The organism is Rhizobium sp. BR 249 (assembly GCF_047445895.1).
Lineage (GTDB): Bacteria > Pseudomonadota > Alphaproteobacteria > Rhizobiales > Rhizobiaceae > Rhizobium.
The window spans coordinates 14,130-31,880 of sequence record NZ_JARWKX010000016.1; the positions used below are offsets into that span (position 1 = coordinate 14,130).

Sequence of the window (17,751 nt, forward strand, 5' to 3'; positions counted from 1 at the left end):
AAGACCCCGCGCGATGGCGGGGCCTTCCAAACTTTCAGAACGAGCGAGCGATTACTCGGCGCTGTCCTCGGAAGCCTTCTTCTTCGGAGCGGCCTTCTTCTTCGGGGCAGCTTCCTCGCCTTCGCCGGCGTCGGCAGCTTCAGCCTTGGCGGCAGCTTTCTTCTTCGGAGCGGCCTTCTTGGTTTCAGCCTTGGCTTCGCCTTCTTCCTCGGCGAGCAGTTCTTCCTTCGTCACCTTCTTGTCGGTGACGTCGATTTCGGTCAGCAGATGGTCGATGACCTTCTCTTCGAAGATCGGCGCGCGGATCGAAGCGGCGGCGCCCGGCTGGCTGCGGAAGAATTCGAGGATCTGCTTTTCCTGGCCCGGATACTGACGCAGCTGATCGTAGATAGCGCGCTGCATTTCGTCTTCGGTGACTTCGACGCCGGCCTTTTCGCCGATTTCGGAGAGAACGAGGCCGAGGCGGACGCGGCGCTCGGCGAGCGTCTTGTATTCCTCGCGTGCCTTCTCCTCAGTCGTGTCTTCGTCTTCGAAGGTCTTGCCGGACTGGGCGAGATCGTTGTTCACCTGGCTCCAGATGCCGTTGTACTCGGCATCGACGAGCGAAGCCGGGGTGTCGAACTTGTACATCTCGTCGAGCTGGTCGAGGATCTGGCGCTTCAGCTTCTGGCGGGTCAGCGAGCCGTACTGCGATTCGATCTGGCCACGGACGATCTCCTTCAGGCGGTCGGCGGATTCGATGCCGAGCTTGGACGCGAGTTCGTCGTTGATTTCGACGGCGCCGGGGGCTGCAACATCCTTGACAGTGATGTCGAAGGTCGCTTCCTTGCCGGCAAGGTTCTTGGCCGGATAGTCGGCCGGGAAGGTCACGGTGATGGTCTTCTCTTCGCCGGCCTTGACGCCGACGAGCTGGTCTTCGAAGCCCGGAATGAAGCGGCCGGAGCCGATCACGAGCTCAGCGCCCTGGTCGGTGCCGCCTTCGAAGGCTTCGCCGTCGACCTTGCCGACATAATCCATGGTGATGCGGTCGCCGTTGGCGGCCTTGCCGGTCTTGCTCTCGTAAGAGCGGGCGCTTTCAGCGACCTTCAGGACCTGCTCGTTGACTTCGTCATCCGAGATGTCGATGACTTCGCGCGTAACCTTGATGCCCTTGACGGACTTCAGCTCGATCGGCGGCAGAACTTCGTAGGAGAGCGTGAATTCGAAATCCTGCTGGGCGGAGAGGATCTTGTCGGCTTCGTCCTTGTCCTCGGTCATGGCGATTTCCGGCTGGGTGGCCGACTTTTCGCCGCGGCTGGACAGGATGGCAGCCGGCTGCTCGCGGACGATCTCGTTGACGAGCTCGGCCATGATCGACTTGCCATAGACCTTCTTCAGGTGAGCAGCGGGGACCTTGCCCGGACGGAAGCCGTTGATGCGGACCTTGTCCTTCACGTCGGCAAGACGCTCATTCATCTTGTCTTCCATGTCCTTGGCCGGGATAACGACCTTGATTTCGCGCTTCAGCCCTTCAGCGAGCGTTTCGATAACCTGCATGTCTTCCTACCTTCATGTCGTGGCGGCCGTGCCCAGACGCCGTTCGTTTCTATGAGCACGACGCCGGCAGCGTGCCGCGCGTGGCTTTTCCCAATTCCTGCATCATTCCACCCAAGGGGGAACGGCACTCGCTTCCGGGTATCTGGCCAACCTTGCGGTCGTCCGGGACAACTAAATTCTTAGTCTCCCCCTGCAAACAGCCTGGTGCGGGTAGAGAGACTTGAACTCCCACGCCTTGCGGCACCAGAACCTAAATCTGGCGTGTCTACCAATTTCACCATACCCGCGTTCACAGAACCGCATGCCTATGCCTGCGCATGAGGCCTTCCGGAGCGCGGCGTCTCTATATCACCCGATTTGGTCGAGGCAAAGGAAAAATGAACGTCCAATGACAGGGGAAAGCCGCCCTTCCCCAAAGGGTTCGAGGATCAGTAAAGCGGCTCTTCGTAAACCGGCTTGCCGTCGACGAGCAGGCTGCGGATCTGTGCGCCTCCCGATGGCGAGACGCGCACTGATATGGCGACGTTGCCGTCATTGCGGGCCTCTTCGATCGGCTTTCCCTCGCCTTCCGGAACGTAGTAGCGCTCGATGCCGTATTCGACACGGATGCTGTCGATGGCGCTAGGTCCGCTGCTGTAGAACGGCAGGCTGCGCAGCACCACGGTCTCCGGCTGCGGCGGCAGCGCCTGGAAGGATGATTCGACGATCGTCCAGAAACCGTCCGGCTGCCTCTTCAGCCGGACCCACAGTGTAAGCTCGCCAGGCTCGGCCGGAATGCCGCCGGCAATGGTCTGCACCGGCACCGAAGATATGTCGTAGTTCAGGATGACATAATCACCGCGCAGAAAATCGCGCGGGTCGACGGGAGCCGTTTTCAGCAGCACCTCGGCGCCGTCACGCAGGATCGAAGCCCGGCTCTGAATGATCGTGCCGAGGATCAAGGTCTGCAGGCCGGCGACGATGATCGCCGAAATCAGATAACCCTTGCCGGACTGAAGTCTTGCCACGAAGGAGGTCATGCGCGCTCCTCCCGTGCATGAGCGGAAAAGCGCCGCTCGAGACGGATCACGATCCAGGCGACCAGCGCCACCACGAGGCCGGAGAAGAGGAAGAGGCTCGACGTGCCGAGGATCGAGCCAATGGTGACGGAGGCAAGATAGAGCATCTCAGCTGCGAAGGTCAGATAGGCGAGATAACGGACAGCGCCGTTGTCTCTGCCATGCAGGACGATCGCCAGGACGGAAGCCGCAAGCGTCACCACACCGAGCACTGCCAGCCGCCAGCCGCTCTCGATTTCGATATGCAGCAACAGGAAGCCGATCGCGGCGATGAGGAAGCTGTAGAAGGCCGGAGCCGCGCCGGCGCTTCGGACGAGATAGGCAATCTGCGTCATCGGCGCCGCCGTCAGGACGACGCCCGCAATACCGCCGATCGCGAAGGCGAGCGCAACGGTGATTTCCTCATGAAGAGTATAGAGCCAGGCGAGCCAGCCGATCAGCAGCAGATAGGCGAGATGCCGGGCGCGCTCGGCGCCGGTGTAACGCACCAGCCCGATCACGATCGCCGCCATGACCGGCGCCATCCAGGGATCGAGCCCGATCCAATGATTGTCGTTACCCTCAAGATAGACGGCGAAGGACGCCCAGGAGAGGAAGCCGGCGACGACGACGACGGCGCCCGAACGGAACAGGATCGCCGAGACCGTCGCGATCGCAAACCAGAGATACATCACCGTCTGCTGGTCGCCGGAGAGGTGATACATCTGCCCGACTAGCGAGATGGCGCCGCCGAAGCTCAGCGCGCCGATGACCAGCAAGCCGCTCGCCGCCGCGGACGCGCCACGGGCGAGCATCAAGGCGGCGGCGATGTGCACGGCCCAGATCAAAGCAAGGATGGCGCCCACGCGCACCAGACGAGGGATAGCCTCCCAGTTGGACGCGACGACCAGCAGGACGGCGGCCGCAAGCAGCACGGCCGCCAGCGCCATCAGCACCCGGCCGAGGCTGAAGCTCGCAGGGCGGCTGTCATATTCGGCGAGAAGCTTGGCCGCCGTTTCCTCTCCGAGCAAGCCCTTGCCCACCCAGAGCGAGAGATCCCGCTGCAATCTGCCGCGATACATGTTCCACCCCTCATTTCCGCAACACTTGCACGGCGTTGCGGCTTCCGTCGTTATAGACGCAGCACAGGCCTTCGCAAACGCCCTCGCGACAAATATGCAAAATCCTCATTGGTCTAAATTGGGGCGAGTGTTAACCGGCCGCTAACGTCAGTATTGCTAATATAGCTGCATGTCCGGAGAGGCATGCGCGTGACGCATACCCCTCATGAATTTATTGCACTGCAAAAAACTCATTAGTCATACTATTTATTGACTCACCAAAGCACGGGGATGGCGCCCCGGCCCGGCTCCGCCGGATGCCCGCGGATTTGGTTTCCGTGACGAGATTCGCAGCTGTGCACTCCTCCTCCCAAGCGCGCTGCGATAGACTGGCAACAACTCCTCCTCCCAGTTGCCAGTCACTTTAATGCGCCCGCCGGATCCTCCCCCGGCGGGCGTTTTATTTGATTAACGCATTGGCCGTCCAAGGACTTTCGTCGCCTGACACAATCGCGCCACGGTAGCGACAACCCCGAGTGGCCGATCGGTCGGACGAGCCCAGGCCAGAACGGAACGCGTTGTCCAGGTGATGGAGCAGCCGAAACGTCCCGAAAGGCGGGATTTCGCGTAGCGACGCTTCGATGAGCACGTCGTCCAGTCGACTTCCCAGGAAACCATTCTGCCTATTCGTTGACCAGAAAGCGGTAAGACCGTGTCAAACATACCGAAAGCATTGCATACTTCGCATAGGTGATCTGAAAACTTGGCTGTTTTCCTCTTCCGCGCTGCAACATATATTCCAGTCATCAAATAGAGGTCAGCGCCGATGGGTGGCTGCTGGCAGATGAAATCCTCGGAAAGGGGCTCAACATGAACATCACTCGCTCTTTCAACAACTGGCGCAAATATCGTCAGACCGTCACCGAACTCGGCCGCATGAGCAACCGCGAATTGCACGACCTCGGTATCGACCGTTCGGACATCCATCGCGTCGCTCGCGAAGCTTCTTCGCGCTAATTCAAGGCGATCGCTGCTTCCTCCCAGGCAGTATCGTCCTCGATCGAAACGCCCGCTGTATCCCAGCGGGCGTTTTCTTTTTGTCTGCGTGCAACCTCCAACGATTGCATGTTTTCCGGCTTCCTTAGCCCGCTCAAAAAATATTCACCGCTCATTTTGAGAGCATCATAGTGCACAATTGCATGGCAGACGCCTTTTATTTGCACTGCACAATGGGACTGAGATCGCCTATATAAACATCAACCGCAGAGAGATAGCGATCCCGCCATCCAGCGGACACTTGTTTGAGGAAAAAGACCATGAACCCGATCCGCATTGCAAAAAGCTGGCTCAGCTACCGCCGTACGCTTACCGAACTCGGCAGCCTGTCCAACCAGACCCTGTCCGACATCGGCGTCAGCCGCTACGACATCCGCAATATCGCATCCCGCTCGTTCCGCTAATAGCGGGCGTTAATACGAGCGCGATGCTTCCAAGACGGCGCCATGAGGCGCCGTTTTTGATTCCAGGTGTTGGATCACATCTGCCGACATGATATCAGCCCGGGATGAACACGATCTCCTCCTATTCTCCCATTCATGTCGTCGGCGGCGGGCTTGCCGGTTCGGAAGCCGCCTGGCAGATCGCCAGTTCCGGCGTCCCGGTCATCCTGCATGAAATGCGCGGTGTGCGCGGCACGGATGCGCACAAGACCGATGGCCTGGCCGAACTGGTCTGCTCCAATTCCTTCCGCTCCGACGATGCGACCAGCAATGCGGTCGGTGTCATCCACGCCGAGATGCGCATGGCGGGCTCGCTGATCATGGCCGCGGCCGATCGGCATCAGGTGCCCGCGGGCGGCGCGCTCGCCGTCGATCGCGACGGCTTCTCCGAGGCCGTCACTAAGGCAATCCACGACCATCCTCTCATCACCGTCGTACGAGAAGAGATCACCGGCTTGCCGCCGCGCGACTGGGATCTTGCCATCGTCGCCACCGGACCTCTGACGGCGCCGTCGCTCGCAAGCGCCATCCAGGCGGAGACCGGTAAAGAGTCTCTCGCCTTCTTCGACGCCATTGCGCCGATCGTCTATCGCGAGAGCATCGACATGGATATCTGCTGGTATCAGTCGCGCTACGACAAGGTCGGCCCCGGCGGCACCGGCAAGGATTACATCAACTGCCCGATGGATGAGGCGCAATACAATGCCTTCGTCGATGCGTTGATCGCAGGCGACACTGTCGGCTTCAAGGAATGGGAAGGCACGCCCTATTTCGACGGCTGCCTGCCGATCGAGGTGATGGCCGAACGCGGCCGCGAGACGCTGCGCCACGGCCCGATGAAGCCGATGGGGCTGACGAATGCGCATAACCCGACGGTCAAGGCCTATGCCGTCGTGCAGCTGCGGCAGGACAATGCGCTCGGCTCGCTCTACAATATGGTCGGTTTCCAGACGAAGCTGAAATATGGCGCGCAGGCTGAGATCTTCCGGCTGATCCCTGGCTTGGAAAATGCCGAATTTGCCCGTCTCGGCGGCCTGCACCGCAATACCTACATCAATTCCCCCACCCTGCTCGATCCGTCGCTGACGCTGAAATCGCGCCCAGGCCTACGTTTCGCCGGCCAGATCACCGGTTGCGAGGGTTATGTGGAAAGCGCCAGCGTCGGGCTGCTGGCCGGTCGTTTCGCCGCCGCCGAACGCAAGGGTGAGGCGGTCTCGCTGCCGCCGGCAACGACGGCGCTCGGCTCGCTGCTCGGCCATATCACCGGCGGACACATCGTCACCGACGAGGAGCCGGGCAAGCGTTCGTTCCAGCCGATGAACATCAATTTCGGGCTGTTTCCGGAGCTTCAGCCCGGTTCGATCGTCAAGCCCGAGGGCGTCAAGCGCTTCCGCGGCAAGGATAAGACGATCATGAAGCGGCAGTTGATCGCGCGCCGCGCGCTTGCCGACTGCGCTGCCTGGCTCGGCCAGAATTCGCCGCTTGCCGAAAGCGCCTGAGCAGCCGCTCTACTGTTTGTTGGCCGCGGAAATATGGCCGGATGGCAGGTCCTTATCCGGCTCGGCGATGTAATTGCCGAGCAGCCAGAGCGCAACTTCCGAGGCCTCCTTGGCGGAAGCGAACTCGAAATCGCCGTTATGATGGGCCGCATCGAGGAAATCGATCACCAGCCCCCTGCCCGTCTTCGAGCTGACGACGCGCACGCGGCCGGGCTCGATCAGATGGCATGCGAAATGGCGTGACATATTGCGCATGACGCCTGCCTTGTTGTCATGCAGGCGCACGAAGATCGCCTGGCCGTTTTCCGTCGCCTGCAACTGGCGGATCGCCTCGTTCGGAAAGGCGCGGCCGAATTCGATGATGGCGAGGCCCGTGTCGTGCAGGCCGTCTTCCTTGTTCTGCGCGGCCATGCGCGTCACCACGAAGGCAAAGAAAATGACGATGGCGAAAAGAACACACCAGACGATAATGCCCACGCCGAGTCTCCGTTCATAAGGGTAGCGGTTCCAGCCTTGTAACGCGCGAGACTTGCGCGAGTTTGACCGGTATCAGATTTTTCTGCGGGCTGCGGAGAGCGCCATGCGGAGCTGACGGCGCCATTGCGGCGGCTGCAGCGGCCGGTCGAACAGCAAGTGCCCCCGCTTCTGGGCCTTCAGGAGCACCGGTTCGGCAAGTGTTGCCGGCAGGAAGGCTGGAAAAACGGCCGGCGCGATCGGCCCCGCTCCCCTCGCCTTTACCAGATGCTCCCGGCCGAGACCGGCAAAGGCTTCGATGGCGGCAGAGATACGCGGCTTGTCTTGCCCGGCGAGAAAGGCATCGCGGTCGAGACCGGTCGCCGAGAGGATCTGCAGCGGAATATAAACCTGACCACGGCGGCGATGCAGCGGCATCAGCAGCAACAGGCCCGCAACCGCCTGGGCGACGCCGGCATGGCCGGCGGCAGTGGCCGATCGGGCGGCCTCCTCCGGCGAGAGCACGAGGCTTGCGAGCTGGATCAGGGCGGATGCCGTCTCGCCGGCGTAGCCTTCGAGCGAAAGGCGCGTTTCCATCGGATCGTCGTAGAGATCGAAGGTGCGAGCCTCGATCATGTCGATCAGCGTCTTGCGCGGCAGGCGATGGGTTTCGATCGCCGTCAGAAGTCCGGCGGCGACGGGATTTGCCGCCGTCGAGCCATGCGCGCTGCCTTCCAGCAGGTCGCGCCAATATTGCATGCGCACCTCTCCCGGCAACGGCTCGTGCACGAGATCGCGGACACGGGCAAGCTCGGCATTGAAGGCATAAAGGGCGGCAAGCGCGCCGCGCTTTTCCTCCGGTGAGAGAAGGCAGGCGAGATAGCGGTCGCGATCATTGTCGCGCAGCATCGCCAGGCAGATGTCCTGGTTCGTCGCAATAGCGGCTTCCGTCATCGTCAGACCGCAATCAATGCCGCGGCAACGGCGCGCTGCTCCGCGAGCATGATGTTGAAGGTGCGCACCGCTGCACCCGTGCTCATCGGATCGGAGGCGATGCCGCGCGCCTTCAGCGCCTGCTTCAATTCCTCCGGCAGACGGCGGAGTTCGGTTCCGGTGCCGACGAGCAGAACCTCGATATCATCAGCCTCATCCAGCACGCGGCGGAAATTTTCGGCCGAAAGCGGCTTCGACATATCCATGTCCCAGCCGTGAATGCCGGAGGGCAGGCAGAGGATCGAGCCGCGATGCGACATGTCGGCAAAGCGGAAGCCGCCATTGCCGTAGGTATCGATCGGGGCGCGGCCGGGAAAATGCGCCGCGCGGATTTCTATGCCTTTTGCCATATTTTTAAACCACCGTGCCGGATCTTACACCAGCATCCGTCTTGTTGCTCTCTTCTCCATCCGGAGCGTCCGGCCGCAGCCGGAAGACGATCAATACAGGAGCGGCGATATAGATCGAAGAGAAGGTGCCGAGCGCAACGCCGAAAAGCATCGCAAAGGAGAAGGAGCGGATGACTTCGCCGCCGAAGAGACACAGCGCCAGCAAGGCGAGCAGCGTGGTCGCCGCAGTCAGGATGGTGCGCGACAGCGTCTGATTGATCGAGGCATCGATCAGGATCGGCAACGGCATCTTCCTGTATCGCTGGAGATTTTCGCGCATACGGTCATAGACCACGACAGTGTCGTTGAGGGAATAGCCGACGACGGTGAGCACGGCGGCGATGCTCGTCAGGTTGAACTCGATGCCGGTGAGCACGAAGAGACCGAGCATGATGATGACGTCATGCAGCGTGGCAATGATGGCGCCGACCGCGAACTGCCATTCGAAGCGAATCCAGATGTAGACCAAAATCGCCGCAAGGGCTGCCAGCACGCCGAGCGTCGCCATCAGCGTCAGCTCGCCAGAAATGGAGGGGCCGACGACCTCGACGCGACGGAAATCATAATCGCTCTCGAGCTCGCCGCGCACCAGCGTCGCCGCCGACTGCTCGGCATTCTCACCACCGCCCTGGGAGGCGATGCGGATTCGCGCATTCGACGGCCCGCCCGTGGGCTCGACCCTGACATCGCCGAGATTGAGGTCGTTGAGGCGCGAACTGAGATCGGCGATGTCGGCATTGCCCTGCTTCGCCGTGACCTCGATGAGCGAGCCGCCGGTGAAATCGATGCCGAGATGCAGGCCGACGGTGGCAAAAGCTGCCATGGCGATCAGCGAGACGACCGCCGACGTCGTAAAGACATAGCGGCGTATCCCCATGAAGCGAATATTGGCGTGTTCGAAAAGATGCGTCAGGACGCTCTTCGGCAGATGCCGGGGGTGACGTCGCCGCAGCCAGACGGCGACGATCGAGCGTGTCAGCGTGAAGGCCGTGAAGACGGTCGTCAGGATACCGACCGCCAGCGTTACCGCGAAACCGCGGATGGATTCACTGCCGAGGAAGAAGAGGATGACCGCGGCGATGAAGATGGTGACATTCGCATCGACGATGGTTGCGAATGCGCGCGAAAAACCACGGTTGACGGCCTCGGCAAAGGAATGGGTAGCCTTTTCCTCTTCCCGAATGCGCTCGTAGATCAGCACGTTCGAATCCACCGCCATGCCGACGATCAGCACGATGCCGGCAATGCCGGGCAAGGTGAGCGTCGCGCCGGCAAGGCTGAGCGCCGCCACGATGAGGATCAGGTTGAAGAAGAGCGAGACCACGGCGATGGCGCCGAGGATGCGATAGAGCGTGATCATCAGCGCCGCGACCAGCACGACGGCGACGAGACCGGCAATGAGACCGGAGAAGATGGATTCTCCGCCAAAGCTCGGGCTGACGCTGCGCTCCTCGACGCTCGTCAGCGTCGCCGGCAAGGCCCCGGCGCGCAGCATCACCGCAAGGTCGCGAACGCCATCCTCGGAGAAATTCGCCGAAATCCGGCCCTCGCCACCGGTAATCGGCGCTTCGATGCTTGGTGCCGACATCACCTGGTCGTCGAAGACGATGGCCAGGTGTTTGCCGACATTCCGCCCCGTCACCTCAGCCAGCCGCGCTGTGCCTTCCGCGTCGAGACGATACGCGATCGACGTGTCCTGCGTCTGCGGGTCGATGACCGGCTCGATATGCACCATGTTACCGGCCGTGGCGAAAGCGGTGCGGTCGACGAGATAGGGAACCGGCGGATCGTCCAGCGAATAGAGGACCTCAGAGGTCACCGGCCAGCGGCCGTTCAGCGCCTCCTGTCCGGACATACTTTCATCGATCAGATGAAAGGAAAGCTTGGCCGGCTGGTTGAGAAGATTCTTCAATCGCTCCGGATCGACCGCTCCCAGCACCCGCACGACGATCCGGTCGGCGCCATCGGGACGGACGATGAAATTGTCATAGCCGAAGCCCGCGATGCGGCGGCTGACGATCTCGAGCGAACGGGTCTGGGCGGAGGCGATGTCGGCGGCAATGCCTGCATCGGAAATCTGTAGCGAAAGCTGCCCGTCCGCGCCCTGCTGAAGCGCCATGTCCGGTCCCGAATGCCCATCGGGTGCCGTCAGAGGCTTCAGGAGGTCGACCGCCTTCTGCGTCTCGGCCGGATCGGTGATCCGCACCGTGACGGTCTGGTCGTTGCCGGTCAGCCCGGTATAGCGGATGCCCGCGCCGCGCAGTGCGTTGCGCACATTTGCGACGGCCTCTTCCAGCTGGTCCTTGACGATATCGGACCGCTCGACCTTCAGAACGATATGCGAGCCGCCCTGAAGGTCGAGGCCGAGCGTCATACGGTCATGCCGCAGCAGGGCCGGCAGAGAGGCACGCTGCGCCTCAGTCAGCAGATTGGGCGCAGCGACGATGATCGCCGCAAACGCGACCAGCCAGATCAGAAGTGTTTTCCAACGGGAAAAATGCAACATTCTCTCGACGATCTTCCGATCCGGCGGTCCTGCCGTTATCGCTTATTATGCCGCGTCGGCCTTAACAGGTTCACCCTTGACGCGAACATCGGAAATGCCGCTGCGGACGATGCGCACGCGAACGCCTTCTGCAATCTCGACTTCCAGTTCCTTGTCGTCGACGACCTTGGTGACCTTGCCGACGAGGCCGCCGCCGGTCACGACCTGATCGCCACGACGGATCGCCTTCAGGGTTTCCTCACGCTTCTTGGCCTGGGCGCGCTGCGGGCGGATCAGCAGGAAGTACCAGACGACCATCAGCGGCACGAACAGGATGATCATTTCGAAACCGGAGCCGCCGAATGCCGATGTGGTGTCGGTCGCGCTCTGCGCGAATGCCGGGGTGATGAACATGCTAAACTCCTCAGGCTTGGGCGGCGGAACTCCGCCTCTCTTTTCAGGTTGCCGGACTATAGTTACGGCTTCGATGAATGCAACAGAAACAGCCGGAAACCGTACCGATTCCGCTGCCTCATAACCTTTCCGGCTTTAAAACGCCATGCTAGGCCGCACGGAAAGACCAAAGTGGATTGCCGCAGCGAAAAACAGGAGGCTTGCGTGACCGAGGAAATCAACACCGTCCTGCTTGCCGAAATCAAACGGCTGGCCGACGCGGTCGAGCGTCTTGCCGGACCGGCGCCAGCCGTCAACGACTGGGATGCCGCCGACTGTTTCGTCTGGGCGCCGCTGCGCCAGCATCTGCAGCCGGTCAAGCGGCCCAACCGGGTGGCGCTGAAGCTCATCCGCGGCGTCGATCACGTGCGCGATATCCTGCATGAGAATACGGTGCGTTTCGCCGAAGGCTATGCCGCCAACAACGTGCTGCTCTGGGGCGCGCGCGGCATGGGAAAATCCTCACTTGTCAAAGCCGTGCATGAGGATGTCAGGGGCGAAAGCGGTGTTGCGTTGAAGTTGGTGGAAGTTCATCGCGAGGATATAGCGAGCCTCCCCACCCTGCTCGATCTCCTGAAGGACACGCCCTACCGCGTCATCGTCTTCTGCGACGACCTCTCCTTCGATCACGACGACACCGCTTACAAGTCGCTGAAGGCAGCGCTCGACGGCGGCGTCGAAGGACGGCCGGACAATGTGCTCTTTTACGCCACTTCAAACCGGCGCCATCTCCTGCCGCGCCACATGATGGAAAACGAGCAGTCGACGGCGATCAATCCGTCGGAGGCCGTGGAGGAGAAGGTTTCGCTGTCCGACCGCTTCGGCCTCTGGCTCGGCTTCCACAAATGCAGCCAGGAGGATTATCTTGGCATGATCGACGGCTATGCCGATCACTTCAAGCTCGGGCTCGAACGCGACAAGATGCATGCCGAAGCGCTGGAATGGGCGACGACGCGCGGCGCGCGCTCCGGCCGCGTCGCCTGGCAGTATATTCAGGACCTGGCCGGGCGCATGCGCGTCCATATCGACAGGGCCTGAAAGCCGAAGCGCGCCGCATGAACAAGGTTCGGTGCGACGCGCTTCAGCCATACTCAAGGCCTCGGGCATTGCAAGCAACACCCGAAGGCCGGTCAGCGTTTATCCAACGCCGCCATGTTTTACTCTCCCGCCGGTCCGTAGAGCGCAAGCCGCTCGAGAAGGACTCGCTGCCGGCCGGCGCTTTCGACCAGCAGACCTGTGTAGCGGTCGACGATCCGGTTGCGGTGGTTCGGGTCGGAGACGGCGGACAGCGCACCGATAATGGCCGCGACCTTTTCCGAGGTCTGCCGCAATTCGTCGAGCAGTGCAGACTTGTCGCCGATCTCGCCCACCACCCGCTTCGTCACCTTGCCGATTCCGGCTGGCGTGCGCCCGCCTACCGAGACGTACCCCTCGGGCAGATCGCCCTTGAGATTGGTGACGGACTTGAAGCGGATGACATCGAAGATCTGGTCGACCGCCTGCTTGGCGCCGGTCACACGCGAGGGATGATCGGTATCGGCGGCGGCGTGCGGCAGCAGTTCCAGCTTGCCCTTGTGGCGCTCTTCGAGCGGCAGATAGGGCAGCATCGGTCCGCTGAGCTTGCCCGTCGCGGCATCCTTGAAGAGGTCGGCGTCGATCGCTGCATGGGCGATCTTGCCGGAAGAAAGCGCTGCGTCGAGCGCACCGGCATCGACGACTTCGCCGCGGTCGTAATTGACCAGCACGGCGCCGTCCTTCATGGCGCCGAGAACCTTCGCATCGACGGTGCCGGCATTGGAGTAGATGCCGGTCGATGCGTCCAGCCGGCCGAGACCGATATGAACGGAGAGCACATCGGCACCGGTCGCTGCTTCGACGGGGTTTGCGGCATAGTCAAAACCTTCCGCCTCGATCCAGCGCTGGTGATGCTGGCGGGCGTAGATTGCCACCTTCATGCCGAAGGCCTTGGCGAGCTTGGCGACTTCGCGGCCGATATTGCCGTAGCCGAGGACGGCGATTTTCCGGCCCTCAAGCTTGGCGGTCGGGAAATCCTTGAGCTGGCGACCGGTATCGAAATCGCCACCGGCAACCATCTGATGCAGCCTGTCGACCGGCAGGTCGGGAACGACCTTGAGGATCGCCTTCACAGCCATCTGGGCGGTTGCCCGGCTGTTGATGCCGGGGGTGTTCATCAGCGGCGCCTCACCGCCTTCGCCGTTGCCTCCGCCCCAGGAGGCCGAACCCATGTTGCCGGTTCCCGCGCCGATACGCACGCCGCCGAGCGAGAAGACGGAAGCCTTCGGGATGAAGGTCGCCGCCGCGATCAAGGCGTCATACTGGCCCTTGTCCGTCTGCGGCAGGATTTCCGCCTCGGTGCTGAGATCGGGCTGATAGAAGAAATGGATGCGGCCCTTCTCCAGCGCCGAACCGTCGCCGATCGGGCCGACATGGAAAACACCACCCTTTTCCTCGATGTAGGCCCGGATTTCGCTGTGGTCGGGCTTGCCGTCCGCGCCGAGGCGCAGGCCGACCAGATCGGCGATCAGCACCTTGTAGGCGCGTTGCGCATCGTCCTTGCGGACCGCTGTTCCGGCCTTCGCGGAGGCGTCAAACGTGACGCCCTCTTTCGCAAGTTCCTCTTCGAGAACGACGATCTTGGCTCTGAGATAGGCATATTGCAGGTTTTCCAACAGCGCCACGACATCTGCCGGCTCGCGGATGCCGCCGACCCAGGCACGGTAGTCGCCAGGCGTTCCCGGGAACGCATTGACGTAGCGCGCCGCGTCGAGACCGGGCTCGAATTCGCCGTTCGGATGGGTGATGCCCTCGTAGCCGAGCAACTGCTTCGAGCGCGCAATGATGCGGGCGTGGATGGCGGGATCGGTGATGCCGGCATCCTCGATCTTCAGAAGCGTCACCGCAGCACCGCGCCGCTCGGCATCGGTGACGGTCAGCGACAGCAGCGGATGCGACTTCACCCACTCGTTGATCACCGCCCGATTGGCGGCGGAGCGCCGGTTGAGCTCGACAACCGAGCCGACCCGCGCTTCTGACTGCAGCAGGCCAAACGTGGTCTCGGCAAAGGCGAGCGCGCTGTAGGTGTTGATGACGCCGCCGAGCATGCGGTCTTCCCCGGCATCGTAGAACGGCCCGGCATCCACGGAGCGTTTGGCTGAAAGCGGCTGGCGCGCATCGATCGGCGGCGCGATCTTCAGCTGGCGCGGAATCGCCCAGGCTGGGTCCTGCTGGTTCTTCTCGACAAGCGCCAGGGCATGCGGCGTGAAGGAGGCGACGAAATATCCGGAGATCCCACCGATCGCCTTCTGGAACGGCATGAACAGGCAGCATTTTGCCATTACCGCATCGACCAGCTCGGGCTCCCAGGGCATGGCGCCGAGCATCGACGTGGCGTCGAATACCGCATGGCGGTTTGCCGGATCGCGGTCGATCCAGTTCAGCAGCTCGTGGATTTCGCGGCTCGTATACGCATTGGCGCCGGTGGTCTCGTGGCCGACGCCGACGAAGATCGACACGCCAAGATCGGAGAGCTCGGCCGCCGTCGGGATCACCCCTTCGGAAGCAGCGAAATGGATACGGCTCTCGCAGCCTTTTTCGGCGAAGCGCTGCATCTCGATCAGCTGCGTGGCCCAGGACTGACGGAAGAAGCCGGCCGCCCGGGACGGATCGCTTTCCGGGCGCGGCGTATCGACATAGACGCGCTGGTTGGCGTCGTTGGCATTCATCAGATGCTGGACGCAGACCGTATAGCCGCTGTGGCCGCCGCCGAGCCCCACCGCCATGCGGTTCGTCTTCGGGAAATGGAAGTAAGTGTGGATCGCCCGCATCATGTCGGTCAGGATTTTATCCGCCGGATAGCCGCGATGCATGCTGCGGGAAATCTCGGCGGTGGTGAATCCGCCGATATCGTTGCCCTTGTCGTCGAACTTGCGATAGGTCTTTTCGATCCAGGCATCGAAGGCGAGGCGCCGCAGCCGGCTGTCCACTTCGTCAGTGGTCGCATCCGTGATCGGGCCGACGCCGAAAAACGGGTTGGACGGCAGCTCAGGCGCACCCGAATTTGTCAGTCGGAGTGCTTCGAGACGCTGTTCCTGCATCTGGGCGATATTCGTCATGGGCTGCCTATCCGTTTTTAAAAAGGTCTAGGCATAGTGAATTGAACTTTTGGGAATGTAGACATCATATGCGCCGAACGTCAGGCAGAATGCGTCATCGGCCTCTGCCCAATGCCCGCAATGGGCGGATGCGACCGAAATTGCACTTCCCCAAATGACAAAAGCCCGGCGGATGGCCGGGCTTTTGCGCTTCCTGGTACGCTATACCTACTCCAGGAAAGTCATCGGATTGACCGGGGACGCGTCCTTGCGCACCTCGAAATGGACCTGCGGCTGCTTGACGTCGCCGCTCATGCCGGAGACGGCGACGGTCTGGCCGCGCTGGATCTTCTGGCCGCGGGCAACGCTCAGCGTATCGGCGTTGCCGTAGACGGTGACAGTGCCGTCGTCGTGGCGGACGAGAACCGTATTGCCCAGTTCCTTCAAGCCGTTGCCGGCATAGATGACGACGCCGTTTTCGGCGGCCTTGATCGGCGTGCCCTGCGGCACCGAGATATCGATGCCGTCGTTGCGGTTGCCGTTGACGTTGGCGCCATAGGCGGCAATCACCTGGCCGCGGACCGGCCAGCGGTATTTGCCGATGCCGGTCGATTCCGGGGCCGCGGAGCTCACGTCAGACTTCTTCTCGACATCGTCGACGGTCTGGGTGGCAGCCGGCGCCTTGTAAGGCGCGGGCTGAACGGAAGCCGTCTCCTGCTGGGCAGGCGCCGGCTGAGCCGGCTTCGCATCGACCTTCTCAGCCGGGATCGAAGCGGTCTTCATATTATCGGCTGTGGCCGTCGGAATCTTCAGGGCCTGGCCGACGCGGAGCGAATTCGCCGAGAGATTGTTGGCAGCCTTGAGATCGTCGATATTGGTGCCGGTCGCCTTGGCGATCCTTGCCAGCGAATCCCCCTGCTTGACGACATAACTGCCGGCAGGCGCCTTCGGGTCCTTGCCGGCGCCGGCTGGAATCTTGCCGGTCGGATCGGCGCTCGCCATGGTCTTGTCGCGAGCGGAATTGGCGCCGGGAACGACGGCGACCTTCTGCTCCGGCGCCTTGGCAGGTTCCGGCATTTGGCCGGGCTTGGAAAGATCGGCTGCCTGCGACGCCGCCTTGGCGGCATTGCCGCCGTTGAGGGTCGGTATCAGGATCGCCTGACCAGGCTGGGCGGCAGATGCCGTCTTCAAGCCGTTAACGCGCAGGATTTCCTTTTCCGGAACACCGTAGCGTCTGGCGAGAGTAGCGGTGCTTTCACCCGGACGCAGCGTCACGGACGGGGCGTTGGTCCCCGACCAGCCGGAAACCTTCGGCGTCGTGCCCGTCGTCAGAGTATCAGGCGTTCCTTTCGGAGCGGCCGGAGCCACGAGGCGATGCTTTTCGGGCTGCGGAGAAGCCGGGAAAGGCTGGGCGAGCGCAACTTCCTTCTCCCGTTGGCGGGACGGCGCAACAGCCGTCGGGGCAGCAAGCTCGGAACGCTGCACCGAAACCGGCGCGGAAGCCATCCGTGCGCTTGAGTTCGACGTACGGATCGGATCGTAGCTCGGACGTGATGGATAAGACTGGCTCATCGCATCATTGCCGCCACCATAGCCCGGCTGGCTCGCAACGGCGGAGCCGCCGAGATCGGCGCGCGGCACCGGATCGCCCTGCGAGCCGCCGCTGCGCGGAATGGAACTGGTGGTGATCTGATCCTGCCCTGAGGAGGAAAACAAGCCGCCAAACCGTGTCACATCGGAACTGCAGCCTGTTGCGGCACTTGCAAGCAAGCCAACAACCAGAAGATTACTGGCCGACTTCCCGAACTTCGGCGAAAGACTGAAACGCATGACTCGACCCACTGAGAACGCAACCATTTGTGAGTCTATTAAAGCGCGTTAGTGTTACCACGCAGTTAAGATGCTGGAATCAGTGCGATATTTTTGAGAAGTTGCTAACCATAGCTTACGGGTGAAAAATCGCAGTGCTTAGAGCCTTTCCGGGTTAGATTGCACCATTCTGCCGGAGCAGGTTTTCGTCAGGGCAAAGGCGATTGGCGAAGGGCATACCTCCTGGTACGTCCGAGCCGATCGCCTTTGATCCTGGCGGAAACATGCCCGGCCCACCGGCCGCACCGCTTAGCCGTGGCGAAGCGATAAGTGCGTCCGGCGATTTTAGAGTCTTGCAGATTTGCCAGGCAAATCTGCGGGAGGGTTGGCTGAAACGGGCCGGCTGATCGGCCGGCCGGCTTGGC

The 17,751-nt window shown here is 62.0% G+C and carries 15 protein-coding genes and 1 tRNA gene; 4 read left to right on the top strand and 12 right to left on the bottom strand.

What is annotated here, in order from left to right; translation table 11 throughout:
• Positions 1–51: 51 nt before the first annotated feature.
• The 4 genes from tig to QD408_RS16135 all read right to left on the bottom strand — a co-directional run bounded on the left by tig (position 52) and on the right by QD408_RS16135 (position 3,655).
• A complete protein-coding gene (gene tig, locus QD408_RS16120) occupies positions 52–1,536 on the bottom strand; it encodes a trigger factor (RefSeq protein WP_088680921.1) in 1,485 nt (494 codons plus the stop codon).
• A 202-nt stretch (positions 1,537–1,738) separates the two neighbouring features.
• Positions 1,739–1,823: transfer RNA gene (locus QD408_RS16125), tRNA-Leu, on the bottom strand.
• 141 nt (positions 1,824–1,964) lie between these two features.
• On the bottom strand, positions 1,965–2,555 hold the full coding sequence (locus QD408_RS16130; protein WP_088680922.1) for a GDYXXLXY domain-containing protein: 591 nt from the start codon (positions 2,553–2,555) through the stop codon (positions 1,965–1,967).
• Positions 2,552–3,655, bottom strand: a complete 1,104-nt coding sequence (locus QD408_RS16135) for a DUF2157 domain-containing protein (RefSeq protein WP_414140002.1) — start codon at positions 3,653–3,655, stop codon at positions 2,552–2,554. The genes QD408_RS16130 and QD408_RS16135 overlap by 4 nt, the downstream gene beginning before the upstream one ends.
• An 849-nt stretch (positions 3,656–4,504) precedes the next feature.
• Between QD408_RS16135 and QD408_RS16140 the strand changes: the two genes are divergently transcribed.
• Positions 4,505–4,651, top strand: coding sequence for a DUF1127 domain-containing protein (locus tag QD408_RS16140; protein ID WP_008527135.1), 147 nt, complete (start codon positions 4,505–4,507; stop codon positions 4,649–4,651).
• Here QD408_RS16140 and QD408_RS16145 read toward each other — a convergent pair.
• Complete coding sequence (locus QD408_RS16145; RefSeq protein ID WP_414140003.1) at positions 4,648–4,806, bottom strand: hypothetical protein; 159 nt, start codon at positions 4,804–4,806, stop codon at positions 4,648–4,650. The two genes, QD408_RS16140 and QD408_RS16145, sit on opposite strands and share 4 nt — an antisense overlap.
• A 144-nt stretch (positions 4,807–4,950) precedes the next feature.
• Here QD408_RS16145 and QD408_RS16150 point away from each other — a divergent pair, with 144 nt between their 5' ends.
• Positions 4,951–5,094, top strand: coding sequence for a DUF1127 domain-containing protein (locus QD408_RS16150; protein WP_088680924.1), 144 nt, complete (start codon positions 4,951–4,953; stop codon positions 5,092–5,094).
• 104 nt (positions 5,095–5,198) lie between these two features.
• On the top strand, positions 5,199–6,632 hold the full coding sequence (trmFO, locus tag QD408_RS16155) for a methylenetetrahydrofolate--tRNA-(uracil(54)-C(5))-methyltransferase (FADH(2)-oxidizing) TrmFO (RefSeq protein WP_414140004.1): 1,434 nt from the start codon (positions 5,199–5,201) through the stop codon (positions 6,630–6,632).
• A 9-nt stretch (positions 6,633–6,641) separates the two neighbouring features.
• Here trmFO and QD408_RS16160 read toward each other — a convergent pair whose 3' ends face one another.
• From QD408_RS16160 to yajC, 5 genes are all read right to left on the bottom strand, one after another.
• Positions 6,642–7,109 (bottom strand): hypothetical protein, encoded by a 468-nt coding sequence (locus QD408_RS16160; protein WP_088680926.1) that lies wholly within the window; start codon positions 7,107–7,109, stop codon positions 6,642–6,644.
• Positions 7,110–7,181: 72 nt separating this feature from the next.
• On the bottom strand, positions 7,182–8,039 hold the full coding sequence (locus QD408_RS16165; RefSeq protein ID WP_088680927.1) for a phytoene/squalene synthase family protein: 858 nt from the start codon (positions 8,037–8,039) through the stop codon (positions 7,182–7,184).
• Between the two features lie 2 nt (positions 8,040–8,041).
• A complete protein-coding gene (locus tag QD408_RS16170; protein WP_088680928.1) occupies positions 8,042–8,428 on the bottom strand; it encodes an Mth938-like domain-containing protein in 387 nt (128 codons plus the stop codon).
• Between the two features lie 4 nt (positions 8,429–8,432).
• Positions 8,433–10,973, bottom strand: coding sequence for a protein translocase subunit SecDF (gene secDF / locus QD408_RS16175; RefSeq protein ID WP_414140005.1), 2,541 nt, complete (start codon positions 10,971–10,973; stop codon positions 8,433–8,435).
• A gap of 45 nt (positions 10,974–11,018) precedes the next feature.
• Entirely contained in the window at positions 11,019–11,366 is a 348-nt protein-coding gene (gene yajC, locus QD408_RS16180; protein WP_088680930.1) for a preprotein translocase subunit YajC, read from the bottom strand.
• A 204-nt stretch (positions 11,367–11,570) separates the two neighbouring features.
• Between yajC and QD408_RS16185 the strand changes: the two genes are divergently transcribed.
• A complete protein-coding gene (locus QD408_RS16185) occupies positions 11,571–12,443 on the top strand; it encodes an ATP-binding protein (protein ID WP_088680931.1) in 873 nt (290 codons plus the stop codon).
• A gap of 119 nt (positions 12,444–12,562) precedes the next feature.
• Here the strand turns inward: QD408_RS16185 and QD408_RS16190 are convergent, their stop codons facing one another.
• Together QD408_RS16190 and QD408_RS16195 are read right to left on the bottom strand one after the other, a co-directional pair.
• A complete protein-coding gene (locus QD408_RS16190) occupies positions 12,563–15,538 on the bottom strand; it encodes an NAD(P)-dependent oxidoreductase (protein WP_414140006.1) in 2,976 nt (991 codons plus the stop codon).
• Positions 15,539–15,745: 207 nt separating this feature from the next.
• Positions 15,746–17,347 (bottom strand): peptidoglycan DD-metalloendopeptidase family protein, encoded by a 1,602-nt coding sequence (locus QD408_RS16195; protein ID WP_414140007.1) that lies wholly within the window; start codon positions 17,345–17,347, stop codon positions 15,746–15,748.
• Positions 17,348–17,751: the final 404 nt, after the last annotated feature.